17 protein-coding genes and 8 tRNA genes are annotated in these 16737 nt (G+C 42.2%); 3 read left to right on the top strand and 22 right to left on the bottom strand.

Annotated elements, in window-relative coordinates; genetic code table 11:
* Positions 1-418 precede the first annotated feature (418 nt).
* From udk to sdaAB, 6 genes are all read right to left on the bottom strand, one after another.
* Positions 419-1030 (bottom strand): uridine kinase, encoded by a 612-nt coding sequence (udk, locus tag ACWJAF_RS11320; RefSeq protein ID WP_448864013.1) that lies wholly within the window; start codon positions 1028-1030, stop codon positions 419-421.
* A gap of 8 nt (positions 1031-1038) precedes the next feature.
* Positions 1039-1959, bottom strand: a complete 921-nt coding sequence (locus ACWJAF_RS11315; RefSeq protein ID WP_448864011.1) for a carbohydrate kinase family protein — start codon at positions 1957-1959, stop codon at positions 1039-1041.
* A 25-nt stretch (positions 1960-1984) separates the two neighbouring features.
* Positions 1985-2179 (bottom strand): hypothetical protein, encoded by a 195-nt coding sequence (locus ACWJAF_RS11310; protein WP_448864009.1) that lies wholly within the window; start codon positions 2177-2179, stop codon positions 1985-1987.
* On the bottom strand, positions 2125-2553 hold the full coding sequence (locus ACWJAF_RS11305) for a hypothetical protein (protein WP_448864007.1): 429 nt from the start codon (positions 2551-2553) through the stop codon (positions 2125-2127). Before ACWJAF_RS11305 ends, ACWJAF_RS11310 begins: the two co-directional genes overlap by 55 nt.
* Positions 2554-2673: 120 nt before the next feature.
* Positions 2674-3543: an L-serine ammonia-lyase, iron-sulfur-dependent, subunit alpha gene (sdaAA, locus tag ACWJAF_RS11300; protein WP_448864005.1), complete on the bottom strand. Its 870-nt coding sequence runs from the start codon at positions 3541-3543 to the stop codon at positions 2674-2676.
* A gap of 18 nt (positions 3544-3561) precedes the next feature.
* Entirely contained in the window at positions 3562-4233 is a 672-nt protein-coding gene (gene sdaAB, locus ACWJAF_RS11295; RefSeq protein WP_296033879.1) for an L-serine ammonia-lyase, iron-sulfur-dependent subunit beta, read from the bottom strand.
* Between the two features lie 193 nt (positions 4234-4426).
* Here sdaAB and ACWJAF_RS11290 point away from each other — a divergent pair, with 193 nt between their 5' ends.
* Both ACWJAF_RS11290 and ACWJAF_RS11285 read left to right on the top strand, forming a co-directional pair.
* Positions 4427-5545: a DUF4317 domain-containing protein gene (locus tag ACWJAF_RS11290; RefSeq protein ID WP_296033878.1), complete on the top strand. Its 1119-nt coding sequence runs from the start codon at positions 4427-4429 to the stop codon at positions 5543-5545.
* A gap of 94 nt (positions 5546-5639) precedes the next feature.
* Positions 5640-5722 (top strand) — tRNA-Leu (locus ACWJAF_RS11285).
* A 41-nt stretch (positions 5723-5763) separates the two neighbouring features.
* On the opposite strand, the gene ACWJAF_RS11280 is transcribed toward ACWJAF_RS11285, so the two are convergent.
* Both ACWJAF_RS11280 and ACWJAF_RS11275 read right to left on the bottom strand, forming a co-directional pair.
* On the bottom strand, positions 5764-6000 hold the full coding sequence (locus tag ACWJAF_RS11280; RefSeq protein ID WP_448864002.1) for a putative signal transducing protein: 237 nt from the start codon (positions 5998-6000) through the stop codon (positions 5764-5766).
* Positions 6001-6422: 422 nt separating this feature from the next.
* Positions 6423-7391 carry a putative ABC transporter permease gene (locus ACWJAF_RS11275; RefSeq protein WP_448864000.1) on the bottom strand — a complete coding sequence of 323 codons (969 nt, stop codon included), beginning with the start codon at positions 7389-7391 and terminating at the stop codon, positions 6423-6425.
* Positions 7392-7728: 337 nt separating this feature from the next.
* Here ACWJAF_RS11275 and ACWJAF_RS11270 point away from each other — a divergent pair, with 337 nt between their 5' ends.
* Positions 7729-8616, top strand: a complete 888-nt coding sequence (locus ACWJAF_RS11270; protein WP_448863998.1) for a hypothetical protein — start codon at positions 7729-7731, stop codon at positions 8614-8616.
* Positions 8617-8695: 79 nt separating this feature from the next.
* Here the strand turns inward: ACWJAF_RS11270 and ACWJAF_RS11265 are convergent, their stop codons facing one another.
* The 14 genes from ACWJAF_RS11265 to ACWJAF_RS11200 form a co-directional block, all read right to left on the bottom strand.
* Positions 8696-10660, bottom strand: a complete 1965-nt coding sequence (locus tag ACWJAF_RS11265) for a bifunctional metallophosphatase/5'-nucleotidase (protein ID WP_448863996.1) — start codon at positions 10658-10660, stop codon at positions 8696-8698.
* Positions 10661-10727: 67 nt separating this feature from the next.
* On the bottom strand, positions 10728-11903 hold the full coding sequence (locus ACWJAF_RS11260) for a M20 family metallopeptidase (RefSeq protein ID WP_448863994.1): 1176 nt from the start codon (positions 11901-11903) through the stop codon (positions 10728-10730).
* 91 nt (positions 11904-11994) lie between these two features.
* A tRNA-Leu gene (locus ACWJAF_RS11255) sits at positions 11995-12075 on the bottom strand.
* Positions 12076-12179: 104 nt separating this feature from the next.
* Positions 12180-12252 (bottom strand) — tRNA-Lys (locus tag ACWJAF_RS11250).
* 6 nt (positions 12253-12258) lie between these two features.
* Positions 12259-12330, bottom strand: a tRNA-Gln gene (locus ACWJAF_RS11245).
* A gap of 14 nt (positions 12331-12344) precedes the next feature.
* A tRNA-His gene (locus ACWJAF_RS11240) sits at positions 12345-12418 on the bottom strand.
* Between the two features lie 65 nt (positions 12419-12483).
* Positions 12484-12557: transfer RNA gene (locus ACWJAF_RS11235), tRNA-Arg, on the bottom strand.
* Between the two features lie 37 nt (positions 12558-12594).
* Positions 12595-12665 (bottom strand) — tRNA-Gly (locus ACWJAF_RS11230).
* A gap of 7 nt (positions 12666-12672) precedes the next feature.
* Positions 12673-12747, bottom strand: a tRNA-Pro gene (locus ACWJAF_RS11225).
* A gap of 263 nt (positions 12748-13010) precedes the next feature.
* On the bottom strand, positions 13011-13496 hold the full coding sequence (locus tag ACWJAF_RS11220) for a metallophosphoesterase (protein ID WP_296033922.1): 486 nt from the start codon (positions 13494-13496) through the stop codon (positions 13011-13013).
* A 22-nt stretch (positions 13497-13518) separates the two neighbouring features.
* The gene (gene rdgB, locus ACWJAF_RS11215; protein ID WP_448863990.1) at positions 13519-14130 is read right to left on the bottom strand and encodes an RdgB/HAM1 family non-canonical purine NTP pyrophosphatase; all 612 of its coding nucleotides are present in this window, start codon (positions 14128-14130) and stop codon (positions 13519-13521) included.
* 13 nt (positions 14131-14143) lie between these two features.
* The gene (locus ACWJAF_RS11210) at positions 14144-15304 is read right to left on the bottom strand and encodes a THUMP domain-containing class I SAM-dependent RNA methyltransferase (RefSeq protein WP_448863988.1); all 1161 of its coding nucleotides are present in this window, start codon (positions 15302-15304) and stop codon (positions 14144-14146) included.
* Between the two features lie 163 nt (positions 15305-15467).
* Positions 15468-15794 carry a hypothetical protein gene (locus ACWJAF_RS11205; RefSeq protein ID WP_448863986.1) on the bottom strand — a complete coding sequence of 109 codons (327 nt, stop codon included), beginning with the start codon at positions 15792-15794 and terminating at the stop codon, positions 15468-15470.
* A 428-nt stretch (positions 15795-16222) separates the two neighbouring features.
* Complete coding sequence (locus tag ACWJAF_RS11200; RefSeq protein ID WP_448863984.1) at positions 16223-16705, bottom strand: DUF1700 domain-containing protein; 483 nt, start codon at positions 16703-16705, stop codon at positions 16223-16225.
* Positions 16706-16737 lie beyond the last annotated feature (32 nt).

Below are 16737 nucleotides of genomic sequence, written 5' to 3'. Positions count from 1 at the left end.
AGCGCTTTCTCATGTCGTGATTGGCATGCGGTAGTGTATGAAATAGTTGGAGGGCGTAACTGTGAGTGCTTACCCCGGGAGTATCATAAAAAGAACTACCGGGGTAAGCATCCTCAGTTACGCCCTCCATTTCATACATTAATTATCGCCTGCCAGTCACGACTTGCGTATGCCTTGGTATAAGGGCTGGGTAGCATTCGGAATGAGGCTTAGAAGTAGTTAGAGAGTCTGGATTCCCGTTAACAGAAAGCAAATCCACTGTTTGAGACGAACGTCGAGTTTGGGTTTGCTTTCTGTTGCTTTTAGGAAATTCAGGCTCTCTTACTACTTCTTGCCTCATGGAGTCGCGGACCAGATCTTATACCAAGGCATACGCAAGGACCGGGAATCCACCCCAAATTAATGTATTAAACAGCAACTACCTCTCCAACAACTGCTCTATCTTCGACACAAACAAATCAAACGCCACATCGTTCTTCCCACTATTGATCACGATATCCGCCTTCGCTCTTGTCGGCTCCACATACAGATAGTGCATCGGTTTTACCGTTGTCAGATATTGTTCGATAATACCATTCAGATCTCTTCCACGTTCTTCCACGTCTCTTGAGATACGTCTTAAAATTCTTTCATCCGCATCCGCTTCCACATACACCTTGATATCCAGAAGATCACGGATTCTTGGGTCTGCCAGAAGCAGGATTCCTTCTACCAGAATGACCGGTCTTGGTTCGATCTTGATGACTTCGTTCGAACGGTTATGCTGGCCATAGTCATATACCGGACACTCGATCGTCTTTCCTTCTTTTAGCTGCTTAAGATGCTCCACCAGAAGGTCCGTCTCCAGGGAATCCGGATGATCATAGTTGACTTTTACACGCTTTTCAAATGGAATCCCATCCTGTCTGCGGTAATAGTTATCATGATAGATTACTACCACATCATCACCAAAATGTTGTTTTACTCTGTTCGTAAATGTGGATTTTCCGGATCCTGATCCTCCGGCAATCCCGATAATAATATTTTCCATCGCCTTTTCTACCTCGTAAGTCCGAATTCTTCCGGCATGAACCTCGGACAGATATTCTCTGATGTACAAATTACCGTTGATGCAAGTCTGGTGCCGATTCCGCAGGCTTCGCGTAATGTCTTCCCGTAAGTAAGTCCGATACATACTCCGGAGAAAAATGCATCTCCGGCTCCGGTTGTATCGATCACGTCGACTTTCAGTGCAGGATAGATTACCTTATTACCTTCCCGGTCCGCATACACGGCACCGTCACCACCCATGGTTACCACCATCTGCGGAATCTGTGCCGAGCGGATGCGCTCCGGAAGAATCTCTGCTAATTCCTCTGCTGTCATCTGTTCATAATCTTCTGAGAACAGGATTCCCGCCTCCTGCTGATTACATACAAAGCAGGCCGTTCTTCTTAGGAAATCTCTTCTTTCAATCGCAATTGTCATATTTGATACGATCGCGTATACCTTTTTATTATATTTTTCCGCATAATAAAATGTTTTCTTCACGATCTCTTTATCAATGTCAATCTCTATTACGATACTGTCCGCATCTTTGAAGATCTCATCCCCTTGTTCATCCAGTATTCTTTCGACCGGGCTGTGATCCGGTCTTTTGGAAATCGATGCAACTACATCGCCTTCATGGTCGAAAACGGCAAGCCATGTTCCCATGCCGTTTTCAACTTTTCTCATATAGCTGGTATTGACCTTGTGACGGTTCAATTTCTGGATTACATCTTCCCCCATCGCATCATTGTCAACCAGACTGATAAATGTCGGTTCCAACTCAACATTTGCTATATCTTCCACAACATTGCGGCCTACGCCACCATGAATCTGCACGATTGTTCCCGCATTTCTCCCATAAGGAATGTATGGGGATGTGGAATACCCTTTGATATCAATAAATACGTCTCCGATGACTACAATTCCCATCGTACGTTTCTCCTTCGTCTTTTTCCTAAATCTGCGAGCAGTATACCATCTTATCTACATAAGCTCCACCACTGGTAATGTGCTGGATGAAGAAAGATGAAAAGATTACTGCTAACGGGATCGCAATCGTTACATACATGATACAAGCGATAACTTCATTTACATTCAGATAAGCTTTGAGTGCTCCGGCTGCTGCACCAAGTACTGCTCCTCCAGCCATTGCCAGCAGAAGGCATACCCACCATGGTGCGTTATAGTGTAGTCTGATACGTCATAAGCATCCGGATTATCATAATATGCATTTCCAACAGCTGCTGCTCCGATATCACTTGCACTCATATCCAGAACAATGAACTTGAATGTAAAATCAATATCATTAGCCGCACAGTAATCTCTACATGCTTCATAAGTTGTCTGGTTAAATGACTGGTCTGTAATGTCTCCGGCATCTGTAATCATGCAGACTCTGTACTTGGAACTGCCTTTATTCTCTGTCGTTGCCGTTTTTCCTCCACATCCAGACACCATAAGCACCATTGTGGCAACAATCAGAAGTACCGACACTGCTTTCTTCCATTTTATCATTCTTTTCATTGCTCATTCTCTTGTCTAAAATGTAAAACTTCACACTTTATCCAGTATAAAAAGGATTCTGTTGATTGTAAATCATTTTTTCATTTGGCAGCAAATACCTAAAAAAGGATGTAGCTTTCGCTACATCCCAAGTCTTTCTACTACTTCCTGTGCAGCCGGAGTTCCGGCAACGCCTCCGATACCTGTCTCTCTTAATGATACGTCCATCTTATCTCCGACTTCTTTCATCGCATCAATCACCTGATCCAGTGGTATCTTACTGGTAATTCCTGCAAGTGCCATGTCTGCTGCTGCCAGTGCATTGACCGCACCGCCGACATTACGTTTTACACATGGAACTTCTACCAGTCCGCCTACCGGATCACATACAAGACCCATCAGGTTCTTAAGTGCCATCGCACATGCATGTCCGATCTGATCCGTATCACCACCTTTGATATAACAGACCGCACCGGCCGCCATACCAGATCCAGATCCGATCTCTGCCTGACATCCGCCGGATGCACCAGCCAGATATGCCCGGTTGGCAATGATCTGTCCAAGTCCGGCTGCCACATACATGGCTTCTATCATCTTTTCTTCCGGAACATTATATTCTTTATAATAAGTAACAAGTACTGCCGGCAATACTCCGCATGCCCCTGCGGTAGGTGCTGCAACAATACGTTTCATACAGGCATTGTTACATCCCATCTTCAGTGCATTGGACATTACCTTTGCAACAAAATCCCCACAAAGCGGTTCTTTATTCTCACGGTACTGATCCATCAGTCCGCCCTCGGTTCCTACCAGTCCGCTTCTTGACACTTTATCTGCTTCATAAGCATCCAGTGCATCCAGCATGGACTGCCACATATACTTCATCTTCTCCCAGGAATCCGTAATACTGATATCCCTTTCCTGCGCATCTTCTACCTGAATGGCTTTCCAAAACGGAATATTATCCTTTTCCCCTCTGATCTTCGCCTCTTCCATCGACTGATATGACATATGATTATCCTCCACTATCTATACTGACCCGTTCGGATCAAGAAATTTCACACGTATGATTCCCGGTTTGCTCTCCAGCTCATCAATTGCACTTCTCGGTATTACCTGATCGGTCTCTACTACCATAACTGCAGTTCCGCCTCTTTTGTCGCGGAATACCTGCATGGTAGCCACATTAACCTCTGCCTTACTAAGTGCTGCTGCAACTTCCATAATTCTTCCGGGTTCATCTACATTTCTGATAATCAAAGTACAGCTTTCCCCGCTGAAATTCACATCAATCCCATCTAATTTACAGACGCAGATTCTTCCACCACCGATGGAATGTGCCTGAATCTTCATCTGCGGCACACCTTCTGCTTCCATAATGATCTGCGCTGTATTCGGATGTGCGCCTTTGATATCCTTGTTCTTCATCACAAAGTCCATCCCCATGTCCTTTGCGACATCATAACTATCTGGAATACGCATGTCATCTGGCATCATCCCCAATAAACCTGCGATCAACGCCTTGTCCGTTCCATGCCCCTTTCCGGTGGCAGCAAATGAGCCATGCAGATACACTTCAGCCCTCTCCGGCTGGCGGCCAAACAGCTGTCTTGCAATCAGCCCGATTCTTACTGCTCCTGCAGTATGTGAACTGGACGGCCCTACCATCACAGGTCCTAAGATGTCAAAAATATTTCCCATATTTTCTTTTCCCTTTCTTCTTTATTATAACTGTCTGCCCTTCCCCATATATCAATGACAGACTTTAATTATGATAATTATATTATACTTTCCTGCGCCTCCTTTTACAATGGTCAATGATTGTTTTTTCCCGGATGTTATGCTAACATTATTAACATATTTTCCAACATATAAATATAAGGAAGGAATCAACATGAACAAAAAAGAAGTATTAGAGATCCGCAAGCAGTTTTCCCCTGAAAACTGTGCCATCACACGTATCTGTGGATGTTACGTGGATCACGAAAAAGAAAAGAAAATGGAACTAAAAAAAGCCTTCTTATCCTTACCGGAAGAAGAAGCATTTAAATATTTTGACATCTTCAAGCATACACTTTCCGGAACGATCGGAAAGAACCTGATCAATATGGAATTTCCTCTGGATCAGGAGTTAAATGGCGGAACCCAGGAATTCCTTATGAAATTAAAAGACAGTAAGCTTCAGGACGATATGCTCCTTGAGGAATTCTATGATAAGATCGTGGAAAGCTATGAATACGGAGAAAATTATTATATCATCCTGATTCATGCAGTATACGATGTTCCGGGTAAAACCAAGGACGGCCTCGAGATGGAAGACGCATCTGACACCGTATATGAGCATCTCCTTTGCAGCATCTGCCCGGTCAATCTTACCAAAGCAGGCCTTACCTATAATGCCGCCACCAACAACATCGAAGACCGTATCCGCGACTGGATCGTAGAAGCTCCTGTAAAGGGATTCTTATTCCCGGCATTCCAGGACCGTGCAACTGACGTACATAACGTTCTGTACTATACAAAAAAACCGGAAGAGTTACAGCCTTACTTTGTAGAACATGTCCTTGGCAGCACAACGCCACTTACCGCCGGCGATCAAAAAACCACTTTCCAGACAATCGTAAGTGATGCACTCGGCGAAGACAGCAGCTATGAAGTTGTCCGCAACATCCACGACAACCTAAACGAAATGATCGAGCAGGCAAAAGAAGAACCGGAACCTCTCGAATTATCCAAGACCGATGTTAAAAAACTCCTGACCCGCAGCGGTGTAGAAGAAGAAAAACTCAGCTCCTTCGATGATGACTTCGACGAGACAGTCGGCGTACACGGCACCTTACTGGCCTCCAACATCGCCAGTGCAAAAACCTTCCAGATAGAAACCCCGGATGTCGTAGTCAAAGTCAATCCCGAACGCTCTGATCTGGTTGAAACAAAAGTCATCGACGGCAGACGCTGCCTCGTCATCGCCATCGACGATCACCTTGAGGTAAATGGTATCGAAATCGGATAATTTTCATATTTTCTAAAAAATTGAAATTTTTTTAATTTTTTTCAAAAAAACATTTGCATTTTCCGTAGACCTGTGATATTATACTACTTGTCAAGCGGAAATGGCGGAATGGCAGACGCGCTAGATTCAGGTTCTAGTGGGAGCAATCCTGTGAGGGTTCAAGTCCCTTTTTCCGCATAACAAAAGCCTTGAAGAGAAATCTTCAAGGCTTTCTTTTTTTATTCCTGCGACTTTTCAATCTCTTCTATAATCTTCAGCGCACTTTCCGCTACATCCACACTCACCCAGATATCAACACCATATATCCCAAATCCCGCAACACCATACGCAGATACACTTGAACTTGCTTCTTGAGTAAATGCAGCAATTCCATTTTCCTTTAACATTTCTACCAGCATCTCTGCTTCGATGATATTTTCTGCATTATAAATCTTTTTGTATCCTGCTTCCTTCATAAGAATCCCTCCTCGTTTTGGGTGACTTTGTAACCATTTTTTCAAGTATATCATATTCTTTTAGTGTTAGTACCAAAAAACCAGAAATTCACGTCCTCATGGCTCACCGGGGTAAGCATCCACGGTTACGCCCTCCGTTTGATACATTAATTACCGCCTTCCAGTCACGACTTGCGTATGCCTTGGTATAAGGGCTGGGTAGCATTCGGAGTGAGGCTTAGAAGTAGTTAGAGAGTCTGGATTCCCGTTAACAGAAAGCAAAGCCACTGTTTGAGCCGACGGGCGAGTTTGGTTTTGCTTTCTGTTGTCCTTAGGGAATACAGGCTCTCTTACTACTTCTTGCCTCATGGAGTCGCGGATCAGATCTTATACCAAGGCATACGTAAGGACCGGGAATCCACCCCAAATTAATGTATTAACACTTATTTTCTTATCCTCTCCTTCAACTCCTCCAAAATCTCCTTATGCTGCCCTGACTGCATCCGAGGGAATGCCTTCACCAGACGTTCTCCGACTTTTGTACGGTTCTCTGCCATCTCTTCGTATCTGGCTTTCAGTTCTTCCATACGGACCTTCATCTCTTCTATATTGATCTTCGGAGCCATTTCTCCAACACGGGCTTTTGGCTCTTCCAAACGTTCTTTCAAACCATCCACAATTGTCTTTGGCTCTTCCAGGCGTTCTTTGAATCCATCTACGATTGCCTTTGGTTCCTCCAGGCGTTCTTTGAATCCATCTACGATCGCCTTTGGTTCTTCCAGACGTTCTTTGAATTCTTCTTTTGCATTGCTTAACTGCTCTTTCTTCTCTTCCTGGAACTCTTTGCCTTCCATTACATTTTCGTAAATATTTTCTCCGACCTTATTAGAGAGATCCTTAAGTTCAGAAGCAATCTTCTCCATCGCTTCCAGTCTGCGGTTCATCTTAAGGATTCCGGAAGCAGTTACATACAGATCGGCAAAAAGTGCAATTGCCAGTGCTGCCATAATTATAATTCCAACAACCAGTGGTATCAGTGTCAGCGCTTTATGGATCAGCGGATGAATCACTTTCACGATCAGTACGCAGAACACTCCCCAGATCAATGAAAATATCAGACATACATATCCGCCAATATTAAGTGGCTGGTTCGAATAATCCCACCACTTATTATGGAATATTTTCTCCAGAAGGTATCCTGTAATTCCCTCAATAGCTGTAACCAATAATGTCGATGTTATATAGAGAAGAATCAGATTCTCTTCAAACGGTGTCAGAAACTGGACAACCACTCCGACACCAATTCCATATACCGGACAGATGGGTCCATTCAAGAATCCTCTGTTTACAAACTTTCCTTCTTTTACTGCAGCATACGCGACCTCCGTACACCATCCTAAAAAACCATACACAAAAAAATACAGTGCAAAATAATAAATCTGCATCTACTCATCCTTTCCTTATTACCATATTCTTTCTCCGATAAATTATGATCCTTCCGATTAGATCATTCCTATGTACTTTCATACTCCTGTAATTTTCCGTTCTTATCGGACTTACATCATATTATACGTGATTCATTCTCATTAGACAATAAACAGATTTTTCATATACGTTAAGCTTTTGTTGACAAATGATACAATTCTAAAGTTTTCCTTACAACTTCGTGAATATTCTGTGACCTCTCTTGAGAGTTTTTTTCAAACATTATAAAATAGAATATGGGTAGTATCCAGGAGGGATTAAATAATGAGTATAAATAATAAGAAAAACACAAGGCGAACAACAGATATCTTCGATGATGACTTCGAAGTAATCTACGAAGGTGAGCTGCCAGACATCTCCATCGATGATGACGATGATGATTACCGTGATGTATTATCCGGTCTTTCTGATATTGATCATACAGATTATATCCGGAAAAATGACTATGATAAGCTGACAGCCAAACTCAACGCCAGAAAAAACAGTAAAAAGTATGATCACTATTACAACGACGATGACTATGATGATGACGACGACGATGACGATTATTATGACAACCGCCGTAACAGACGTAATAAAAAGAAAAAAGATGACAATAAAGAAAAAAGCAGTAAAAAGAAAAAACGAGGAAATGTAAAGGTTCCAAATCTTGCCAAGCCTGTTGCAAAAACCGCAAAAACAGGTGGAAAATTTATATTAAAAACAATCAATCTACTTCTTAGAATCGGTACAATGCTTCTGATTGCAGCAATTATCTATTTACTGGGAACGCATTTTATCTCTAATATCGGTTCTTTTGACAGCATTGTTTCAAGCATGACTGCTGCGAACCAGCCATTGATTGCTTATCTGGCTGTAGCTGCTGTCTTACTGCTCTATGAGATTATTACATTCTTCTGCGTTCTTGGCGGAAAGAAATATAATCGGAAAGGGGACAAGATTGATACAGGACGCGGACTGGTTTCATTTATTATTATAGGTGCCGGTACATACTGTTCAGCCCTTTTCTATTCACTGATTCCGCAGTCACCATCTGCACTGCAGGGTGTTGCAAGTGCACTGCAGGTATTTGGAAGTTTAAAAGAAACATTACTTCCAATCTGTGTTGCGGGTGTGATCAGCTGCATTATAAGAAAATTCGTAATACGATAATCATTTAACCTAAAAAACATGCCGGTTATCCGACATGTTTTTTTATTATTAAATATTAAATTAGAGTGTATCTCTCTATCTAAATATTCATTTTCTTTTGTTTCTTCTTTTTTAATATTCTCTTTGCAATTTTCCTGATCACCAGAACAATACCTGCGATTAAGACGATAACAATAAGCACAACCCCTATGATCATTGCCGCAAATCTATTCGGGTGTTTTACCAGATCTATTATATTTCTGCTGTCATCAACAACTTTACGTTCGTGAGTTGATGCATAGTATTCGGATACATTTGCAATTCCATCCCCGTCTGTATCGTCAAATGACTGCATGTATCTTGCGATCGCATCCCAGGCTTTTAATTCTGTCTTGCCTTCCATGATTGCATGATCTTCCAGATTCTCTATTGGCTCTCCATTCTTATCTTTGGGTACGATTGATAACAAGCCATGTGATACGTCTATCACCGATCCCAGCATCTGTCCGGTATACAGATCTGTCACCACGCGGTACAGCTTGTCATCCTGTATTTCTTCTCTGTCCCCGTCTTTGGTCAGATAACAGTCTGTCACTTTATTTAATATCAGTCTGTGTGGATTATATGTAAAGTTCATACCACTACAGTATAGTCTCGCAATCGTCATAAAATCCGATACCGAGGCGTCTACTTCCGCCACCAGTTTTAATTCTTTTCCTGTCAGATATGCACTGATCAGAGGATAGCCGGCAAGCCCGTCTTTTCCGATTCCAAGTGAAAATGAATTATATACCTGTTCCACCGTGATATCACCCTTCGTATATGTATCACGCACTGTTCCACTTGGAACAACTGCGATATCTACCGGCGTTCCATCATAATCCTCTGAATTTTCTACTGCATACACATATGCATCCGACATAATATCTCCAAGATTCAGCTCTTCATGTCTGGTACTCATTTCTTCCAGATCGTTAAATTCAATATCATTCTCCGCCAGTACCTGATCTTTGGTATATCCAAAATGACTCAGATAATTCGTATCTACGGTTTTCATCAATTCGTCTATACGTTCTTGCGTTGCCTGATCTGATTCTACTTCATCTGTAACCGGCATCAGTTTGTATGTGTCCATTTTCCAGCGCTTATTCTTTTTCTGTGTCATAGACAATGACCCCAGATTCTTTCCATATTCACCACAGGATACGATATAGGTATCTCCATGCCGGATTGGTTCTTCCAGTGTTGTATGCGTATGTCCGCTTATGATCAGATCAATATCAGGAACATTTTTTGCAAGGATCTCATCTTCCGAACTATCTTCATCCTCCCAGGTTCCACTATGCGAAACGCAGGCGATCATATCCACATCTTCATGTTTCTGAATCTCTTTTACTGTCTCGCTGGCCGCTTCTACCGGATCTTTGAACTTTAATTCACACGTCGGCGCACATTCCAGGGAATCTTTTCCAAATACTCCAAGAACCGCAATCTTCACATCTCCTTTTTGAAGCACGACATAGTCCTTCACTCCATATGTCTGAAATGCTGTCTGAATCTGCTTCTGTCCTTTCGTCAGCCCTTCCTCTTCCATCGCATCCCAGTCCACATTGCAGACTACAAGATCCGGAACTTTTTCCTCTGAATTCTTAGCAGTCTTCAACATATCCGCAAGTCCACTGGAGCGGTAATCAAATTCATGATTACCAAGCGTAGTCACATCACATCCAAGATATCCCAGCATACGCAGTTCTGCCGCCTCTGTTGTATACACTGTCTGGATCAATGTTCCCATCGAAAAATCACCGGCATCTAACACAAGTGTATCCGGATTATTTTTCTTCTGAGTATCAATCAACGTCTTGAGTCTCGCAAATCCGCCTACTTCCTGTTTTTTCCCATCTACGATCGTATCAAAACTATTCAGGTGCGAATGTGTATCATGCGTAAATAATACATCCAGTTGTTTCTCCTGCTGTGCTGCCTCCGTCTGCATCCCCAGCACCGACGGTGTACACAGTATCACTGCAAGCATTGCCACAACAATTTTCTTCCATTTTCTCATAGTTTTTCCTTTCTCTGCCCGTAAGCATCCTTCCTCTGCAGAATTCTATCGTTATCACGAACTTTATTTACTTATTATTTTTTAACCACTGCGTTGCACAGTATGCAAGACAACTTGCTCCGATCGGGCATACGTCTTCGTTAAAGCGTACTTTTGGATTATGTGCACCGTATTGTCCTCTTTCATCTGTATATCCCGCAGACAGATACATAAAAGTAGATGGAATCTTTTCTGCAATCGAAGCAAAATCTTCCGATGCACTTGCAGAGATTCCAGGATATGGCTGCATTCCAGGGATGTCCATTTCTTTCATATATCCTACGAATTCATCTGTAAGCTTCGGATCACAGATAAGCGGTGGTACCTCCGAAAGCATGGTAATCTCTACCGTTCCACCATAATTTTCTGCCGTCTTTGTTGCAACTTCTTTCATTCTCCGGACCATAAGTTCTCTTGCCTGCTTATCATTGCTGCGGATGGTTCCTTTCAGCATTGCAGTATCCGGAATAATATTCTCTGCCGTACCTCCCTGAAACTGTCCAACAGTCATAACGCATGCTTTGGTTGGATCGACTTCCCTTGCCATGATTGCTTCCAGTGCCAGATATACATGAACTCCGATATTGATCGGATCAATTGCGTTCTGCGGATACGCCCCGTGAGAACCTTTTCCTGTGATATCAATCTGGAATCCATCTACCGAATACATCATTGTTCCATTGTCATTATACATGTAGATTCCTACCGGCATCTGTCCTGCTGCCACATGATAAGCAAGTGCAGCATCTACTTTAGGATTCTCAAGTATTCCATTTTCAAGCATGTTCTTGCTTCCCTGGAAGTTCTCTTCTGCAGGCTGGAACATGAATTTTACCGTTCCTTCCAGTTCCGCCTCATTTTCCTTAAGCATCTTAGCTGCTGTTAAAAGCATCGCAGCGTGAAAATCATGTCCGCATGCATGCGCTTCTTTCCCCGTCGGACATGCAAATGGCTCTCCACTTTCTTCCGGCATCGGAAGCGCATCCATATCTGCACGAAGCATCAGACATTTTCCCCCGTGACCTAAAGTTGCCGTTACTCCGTAACCACACTCCTTGGGATCTAATCCATACTCTGCAAGCTTTTTCATAACATATGCTTTTGCTTTCGGCATATCAAGTCCGACTTCTGCATTTGTGTGGAAATACCGTCGGTTTGCAATTGTTTCTTCTCTGAGTTCCTGCGCTCTCTCATAATAATTCATGTCGTTCTCCTCTTTTCTATTATGCTGTCCGTGATTGCAGATTAAGAAAAAAAGCATAACACCTACATCTTCTGGTGTTATGCTTTTTCAATGCGGATAACAGGACTTGAACCTGCACGTCGTGGACACTAGATCCTAAGTCTAGCGCGTCTGCCAATTCCGCCACATCCGCATATAAATCAGTATACAAAAGAATCTGCCATCTGCAGTTTCTTTTATACTTTTGTATAAAAAACGCAAACTTTTCATTCGAAAAATCTGCGTCTTTATCAATCGTGAGCGTGCGGGGATTCGAACCCCGGACAACTTGATTAAAAGTCAAGTGCTCTACCACCTGAGCTACACGCCCATAAAACTGGGCTAGTTGGATTCGAACCAACGAATGCAGGAGTCAAAGTCCTGTGCCTTACCGCTTGGCGATAGCCCAATAAAAGAAAAAAGGGTGGGTAATGGGACTCGAACCCATGATATCCAGAACCACAATCTGGCGCGCTAACCAACTGCACCATACCCACCATACTACCTATCGAACTGTCTTTTTGTCCAACTAAGTATCACCATATTAAATTTTGTGGTTAAACGAGCCTGGGGGGATTCGAACCCTCGACCTACGGCTTAGAAGGCCGTTGCTCTATCCAGCTGAGCTACAGACTCACATTTTTACCACACCCAAAACAATTTGTTTTGGCAGAGCGGGTGATGGGAATCGAACCCACGTATCCAGCTTGGAAGGCTGGTGTTCTACCATTGAACTACACCCGCATAAGTATCGGGGTGACAGGATTCGAACCTGCGACCTCCTGGTCCCAAACCAGGCGCTCTAGCCAAGCTGAGCCACACCCCGATGTGATGTTTTTCTGTGTCATTTTGTTGCATCTCCGTGACACAATATGTATTATATATGAGCGTCTTATAAATGTCAACAACTTTTTTCACATTTTTTTATATTTTTTTCAAATGTTTATTTTATAGCGAAAATTCAAGCTTTTTCGCATCCTCTTATCCATACAATGAAACAAAGACAATCAGCCGGCGCCTTCTCTCACCGGCCAATCTTCTTTTTATTCTGTCATGTACCTCTATACGTTTTTTACCTTTCCCTGTCCGTTATCCTTCCAGATACTTCTGCGTAATCTCAAGTTTTCTGTCCTCACTGATATTCATGACCATATAACTCGGCTTACGCCCAGGCTGTCTTGGATAACAGAGACTGCCCGGATTCAATGTGATCAGATCTTCTTCTTTTTCGTAAAACGGCTTGTGTGTATGCCCATACATCGCAATATCCGCTCCACGGCCTCTTGCTTCTCTTTTTAATCGTTCCTCACCCATAGAGACATAATAACCATGCCCATGCGTCGTAAAGATATGGTAACCGCCTGCTATAAACTCTTCTTCTCCCGGAAGATCAGAGAAAAAGTCATTATTTCCTCTCACCATATGTACCGGACAGTCCGCAACAGCCGGGATATAATCCTCATCCCCTTCTACATCTCCAAGATGAATCAGCATATCAAGCGGCTGTTCTTTTTCAATCACCCGGTCAAAGTTCTTATGAGATCCATGTGTATCACTAATGATCAAAATCTTCATACTTGCACCTTCATCTTATGCTTTATTTCTGTTCCAGAATTTTACGTATCTTTTTAAGCCCTTCCCCTCTGTGGCTTAATTCATTTTTCTTATCCGGCGCAAGTTCCGCACTGGTGCAGCCATATTCCGGCAGGAAAAATATCGGATCATAGCCAAATCCATTTTCCCCGGCAATCTCGTACCCGATAATTCCCTCCATGGTTCCTCTTACGACCTCACAGGATCCGTCCGGCATTGCAGCTGCAATCGCACATACGAATCTTGCCGTACGTTTTTCATCCGGCACACCTTCCAGGCGGTCTAAAAGCGCCTGATTCTTGATATCATAAGAAGTATCTTCTCCCATATATCTGGATGAATAGATTCCCGGTTCTTTATTAAGATAATCAATCTCCAGTCCCGAATCATCCGCCAGCACAACTGCGTCTTTATATTCCGGCATCTGGCATGCGATCTTTGCGATCTCTGTCGCCTTTATCATCGCATTTTCTTCGAATGTCGATCCGTCTTCCACTACATCCGCTTTAATCCCTGCTTCTTTCTGTGATAAGATTTCTACTCCAAGATCACTCAAGATAGCTCTGATCTCTACCATCTTATGTTCATTTCCCGTTGCAAATATTATTTTCTTCATCGTTTTTCTGCTCCTATTTCTCTTCCGGACGTCTTGCCTTTGGCGGCTTTGGTCCTAAGAACTGGTAAAAATATGTTTTCAGCATACCATTATAAATCTTCCTGTTGCGGTCCGCTTTGCGTCCAAAATAACGCTCTGCATCCTCATAAGAAGTAATCATATATGCCGACCATGTATCAAGCTTCTTAAAGCTGTCTCCAAATGCTTTATATAATGCCGGCAGATCCCTCTTATCCTCCAGACGCTCACCATAAGGTGGATTGGTGATGATAAAGCCATATTTCTTTGGATGGCTTAACTCCTTTACATCACGCTCCTGAAAATGTATCAGATGATCCACTCCTGCTTCCCTTGCATTACGTCTGGCTACTTTGATGACCGATCCATCTACATCATAGCCCTGAATATCCGTCACGATATCATCGTTGATCAGTTCATTTGCTTCATTAATGGTATCATACCAGAGCTTCTTCGGAATCAGATTCGTCCAGCTTTCTGCTGTAAATGAACGGTTCATTCCCGGTGCGATATTGGCCGCGATCATAGCCGCCTCTATCGGAAATGTACCACTTCCGCAGAACGGATCTACAAAGATCCTGTCCTTATGCCATGGTGTCAGCATAATCAGTGCTGCCGCAAGCGTCTCTGTAATCGGTGCCTTTCCTGCCACCTCGCGGTATCCTCTCTTATGCAGCGATATTCCCGATGTATCGATCCCTACTGTTACTACATCTTTTTTCAGGAATACTCTTACCGGATAAGATGCCCCGTCTTCGGAAAACCACTCTACGTGATATTTCTGCTGCAGTCTTCTTACCATTGCTTTTTTCATAACCGACTGAATATCCGACGGACTGAATAATTTACTTTTTACAGAAGCTGCTTTTGCAACCCAGAACTTTCCATTTTCCGGAATATAGTTCTCCCAGTCGAGCGCTTTTGTATTTTCAAATAATTCTTCATAGCTCGTTGCTTTAAAGCTTCCTACTTTCAGAAGGACTCTTTCCGCTGTACGCAGGAAAATATTGGCACGGCAGATTGCTTCTGCATCACCGTAAAATCCAACTCTTCCATCCTCCACTTCCGAGATATCATATCCCAGATCTATAATTTCTCTTTTTAATACTGCCTCCAGTCCAAAATGACAGGGTGCGATTAATTCCATTTTTCTCATTTAATTCTCCATATATGCTATGTATTAATTCCTACTTTATTATCTTACTGATATGCATTAGTCTTTGTCAATATATTTAAAAAGAGACGGGAATTTTTTAACAAAACCCCGTCCCATTTTATCTTTTACATTCTATTGATCATGATCCTGCATAGCCTTCTTTTTAGTAATTATCGCTTTCATTTCCATAATTGTAGGCATTTTTATCTGTTGAATTTTTATCGTATGCGTTTTTATCATATGCATTCTTATCTGTGCTGTTCTTTCCATACGCATTTTTATCATATGCATTCTTGTCTGTGCTGTTCTTTCCATACGCATTTTTATCATATGCATTCTTGTCTGTGCTGTTCTTGCCATATGCATTCTTATCCATGCTGTTCTTGCCATATGCATTCTTATTGGATGTGTTTCTGGATGCATTCTTGTCGGACATGTTCTTGTTAGATGTGTTGTGACAGTTTTCTGATGAATTGTAATTTTTAGCCATTTTTTCTATTCCTCCTAATCATTTTTGTTACAAAATTAGTATGTCCGTACATTTTTTCTTTATACATTTGGGCAGATATTAAGATTTTTTTAATATTTTTCTTGCTTTTTATTCCCTACTATATTATACTTGTGGTGTAGAAAGGACACTTTCTACAACCCCTTATTAATTATTTATACTCCCCTCAAAAGACCGATGGCTCCCCCATCGGTCTTTTATTTTTGCAACACACCGTCTGTAGTCTATCTCTTTCCTATATTTTTACAAAAAGCATCTTCAAAAAAAGAACCCCTCATATATCACACACTCGTCCATCAGATTTATCAATCCAGCTTGCCAAATATGTTATTACGAAAGATTCTCTTATGTTTCTCTATTATATTATCTCAACTTCTATATTCAAGAATACATTCTCATTCCTTCTGCGCTCACCGCCTGGAATTTGTAATCAGTTTTATTACTACGCATACACACAGAAGCGGAATAAAAATCGGTGCAAGAATACTGATGATTCCTCCGATCACTGCAACAATCAATATAACAATTCCCACAATTGCCAGTATGAGCAATAATTTTTTCCACCATGTATCCAGCCCCAGAATGTGGATTCCGCTATATCCAGACTCTTCTCCACAGCCTTGTTCGTACTCCTGACTGCGCTGCTGGCGTCTTGGCTCGTAGCTTTCGTATGTTTCCTGTGTATTGCCCTTTATCTCTTCTGATGTCACAATATTCTTTGCAATTGCCCATGGATCTCCAAGTTCGTCCAGAACTTCTCTTTCACTTCGTCCTTTTTGCACTTCTTCATTAATATAAGTGTTATAATAATTCACATTCTCCTGCACGACTGATCCCGACAGATCGTTTTCCAGTGCTTTTCTTAATTTATCTAAAAATTCACGTTTTGACATATAAAACCCTCCTGAATTCCAAGGGTATCTTA

This window comes from Dorea sp. (assembly GCF_977044405.1).
The sequence above is the reverse complement of the archived record's forward strand: the minus strand, read 5'-3'. Positions and strand labels throughout refer to the sequence as shown.

Bases quoted from the DNA above. Each gene is read 5' to 3' on its own strand.
- rdgB (WP_448863990.1), bottom strand. From the start codon at position 14,130: ATGAAGAAAATAATATTTGCAACGGGAAATGAACATAAGATGGTAGAG.
- ACWJAF_RS11200 (WP_448863984.1), bottom strand. From the start codon at position 16,705: ATGTCAAAACGTGAATTTTTAGATAAATTAAGAAAAGCACTGGAAAAC.
- ACWJAF_RS11310 (WP_448864009.1), bottom strand. From the start codon at position 2,179: ATGGCTGGAGGAGCAGTACTTGGTGCAGCAGCCGGAGCACTCAAAGCT.
- ACWJAF_RS11220 (WP_296033922.1), bottom strand. From the start codon at position 13,496: ATGAAGATTTTGATCATTAGTGATACACATGGATCTCATAAGAACTTT.
- sdaAB (WP_296033879.1), bottom strand. From the start codon at position 4,233: ATGGGAAATATTTTTGACATCTTAGGACCTGTGATGGTAGGGCCGTCC.
- ACWJAF_RS11305 (WP_448864007.1), bottom strand. From the start codon at position 2,553: ATGAAAAGAATGATAAAATGGAAGAAAGCAGTGTCGGTACTTCTGATT.
- ACWJAF_RS11205 (WP_448863986.1), bottom strand. From the start codon at position 15,794: ATGGCTAAAAATTACAATTCATCAGAAAACTGTCACAACACATCTAAC.
- ACWJAF_RS11210 (WP_448863988.1), bottom strand. From the start codon at position 15,304: ATGAGAAAAATGGAATTAATCGCACCCTGTCATTTTGGACTGGAGGCA.
- ACWJAF_RS11270 (WP_448863998.1), top strand. From the start codon at position 7,729: ATGAGTATAAATAATAAGAAAAACACAAGGCGAACAACAGATATCTTC.
- sdaAA (WP_448864005.1), bottom strand. From the start codon at position 3,543: ATGTCATATCAGTCGATGGAAGAGGCGAAGATCAGAGGGGAAAAGGAT.
- ACWJAF_RS11315 (WP_448864011.1), bottom strand. From the start codon at position 1,959: ATGGGAATTGTAGTCATCGGAGACGTATTTATTGATATCAAAGGGTAT.
- ACWJAF_RS11280 (WP_448864002.1), bottom strand. From the start codon at position 6,000: ATGAAGGAAGCAGGATACAAAAAGATTTATAATGCAGAAAATATCATC.
- ACWJAF_RS11290 (WP_296033878.1), top strand. From the start codon at position 4,427: ATGAACAAAAAAGAAGTATTAGAGATCCGCAAGCAGTTTTCCCCTGAA.
- ACWJAF_RS11265 (WP_448863996.1), bottom strand. From the start codon at position 10,660: ATGAGAAAATGGAAGAAAATTGTTGTGGCAATGCTTGCAGTGATACTG.
- ACWJAF_RS11260 (WP_448863994.1), bottom strand. From the start codon at position 11,903: ATGAATTATTATGAGAGAGCGCAGGAACTCAGAGAAGAAACAATTGCA.
- udk (WP_448864013.1), bottom strand. From the start codon at position 1,030: ATGGAAAATATTATTATCGGGATTGCCGGAGGATCAGGATCCGGAAAA.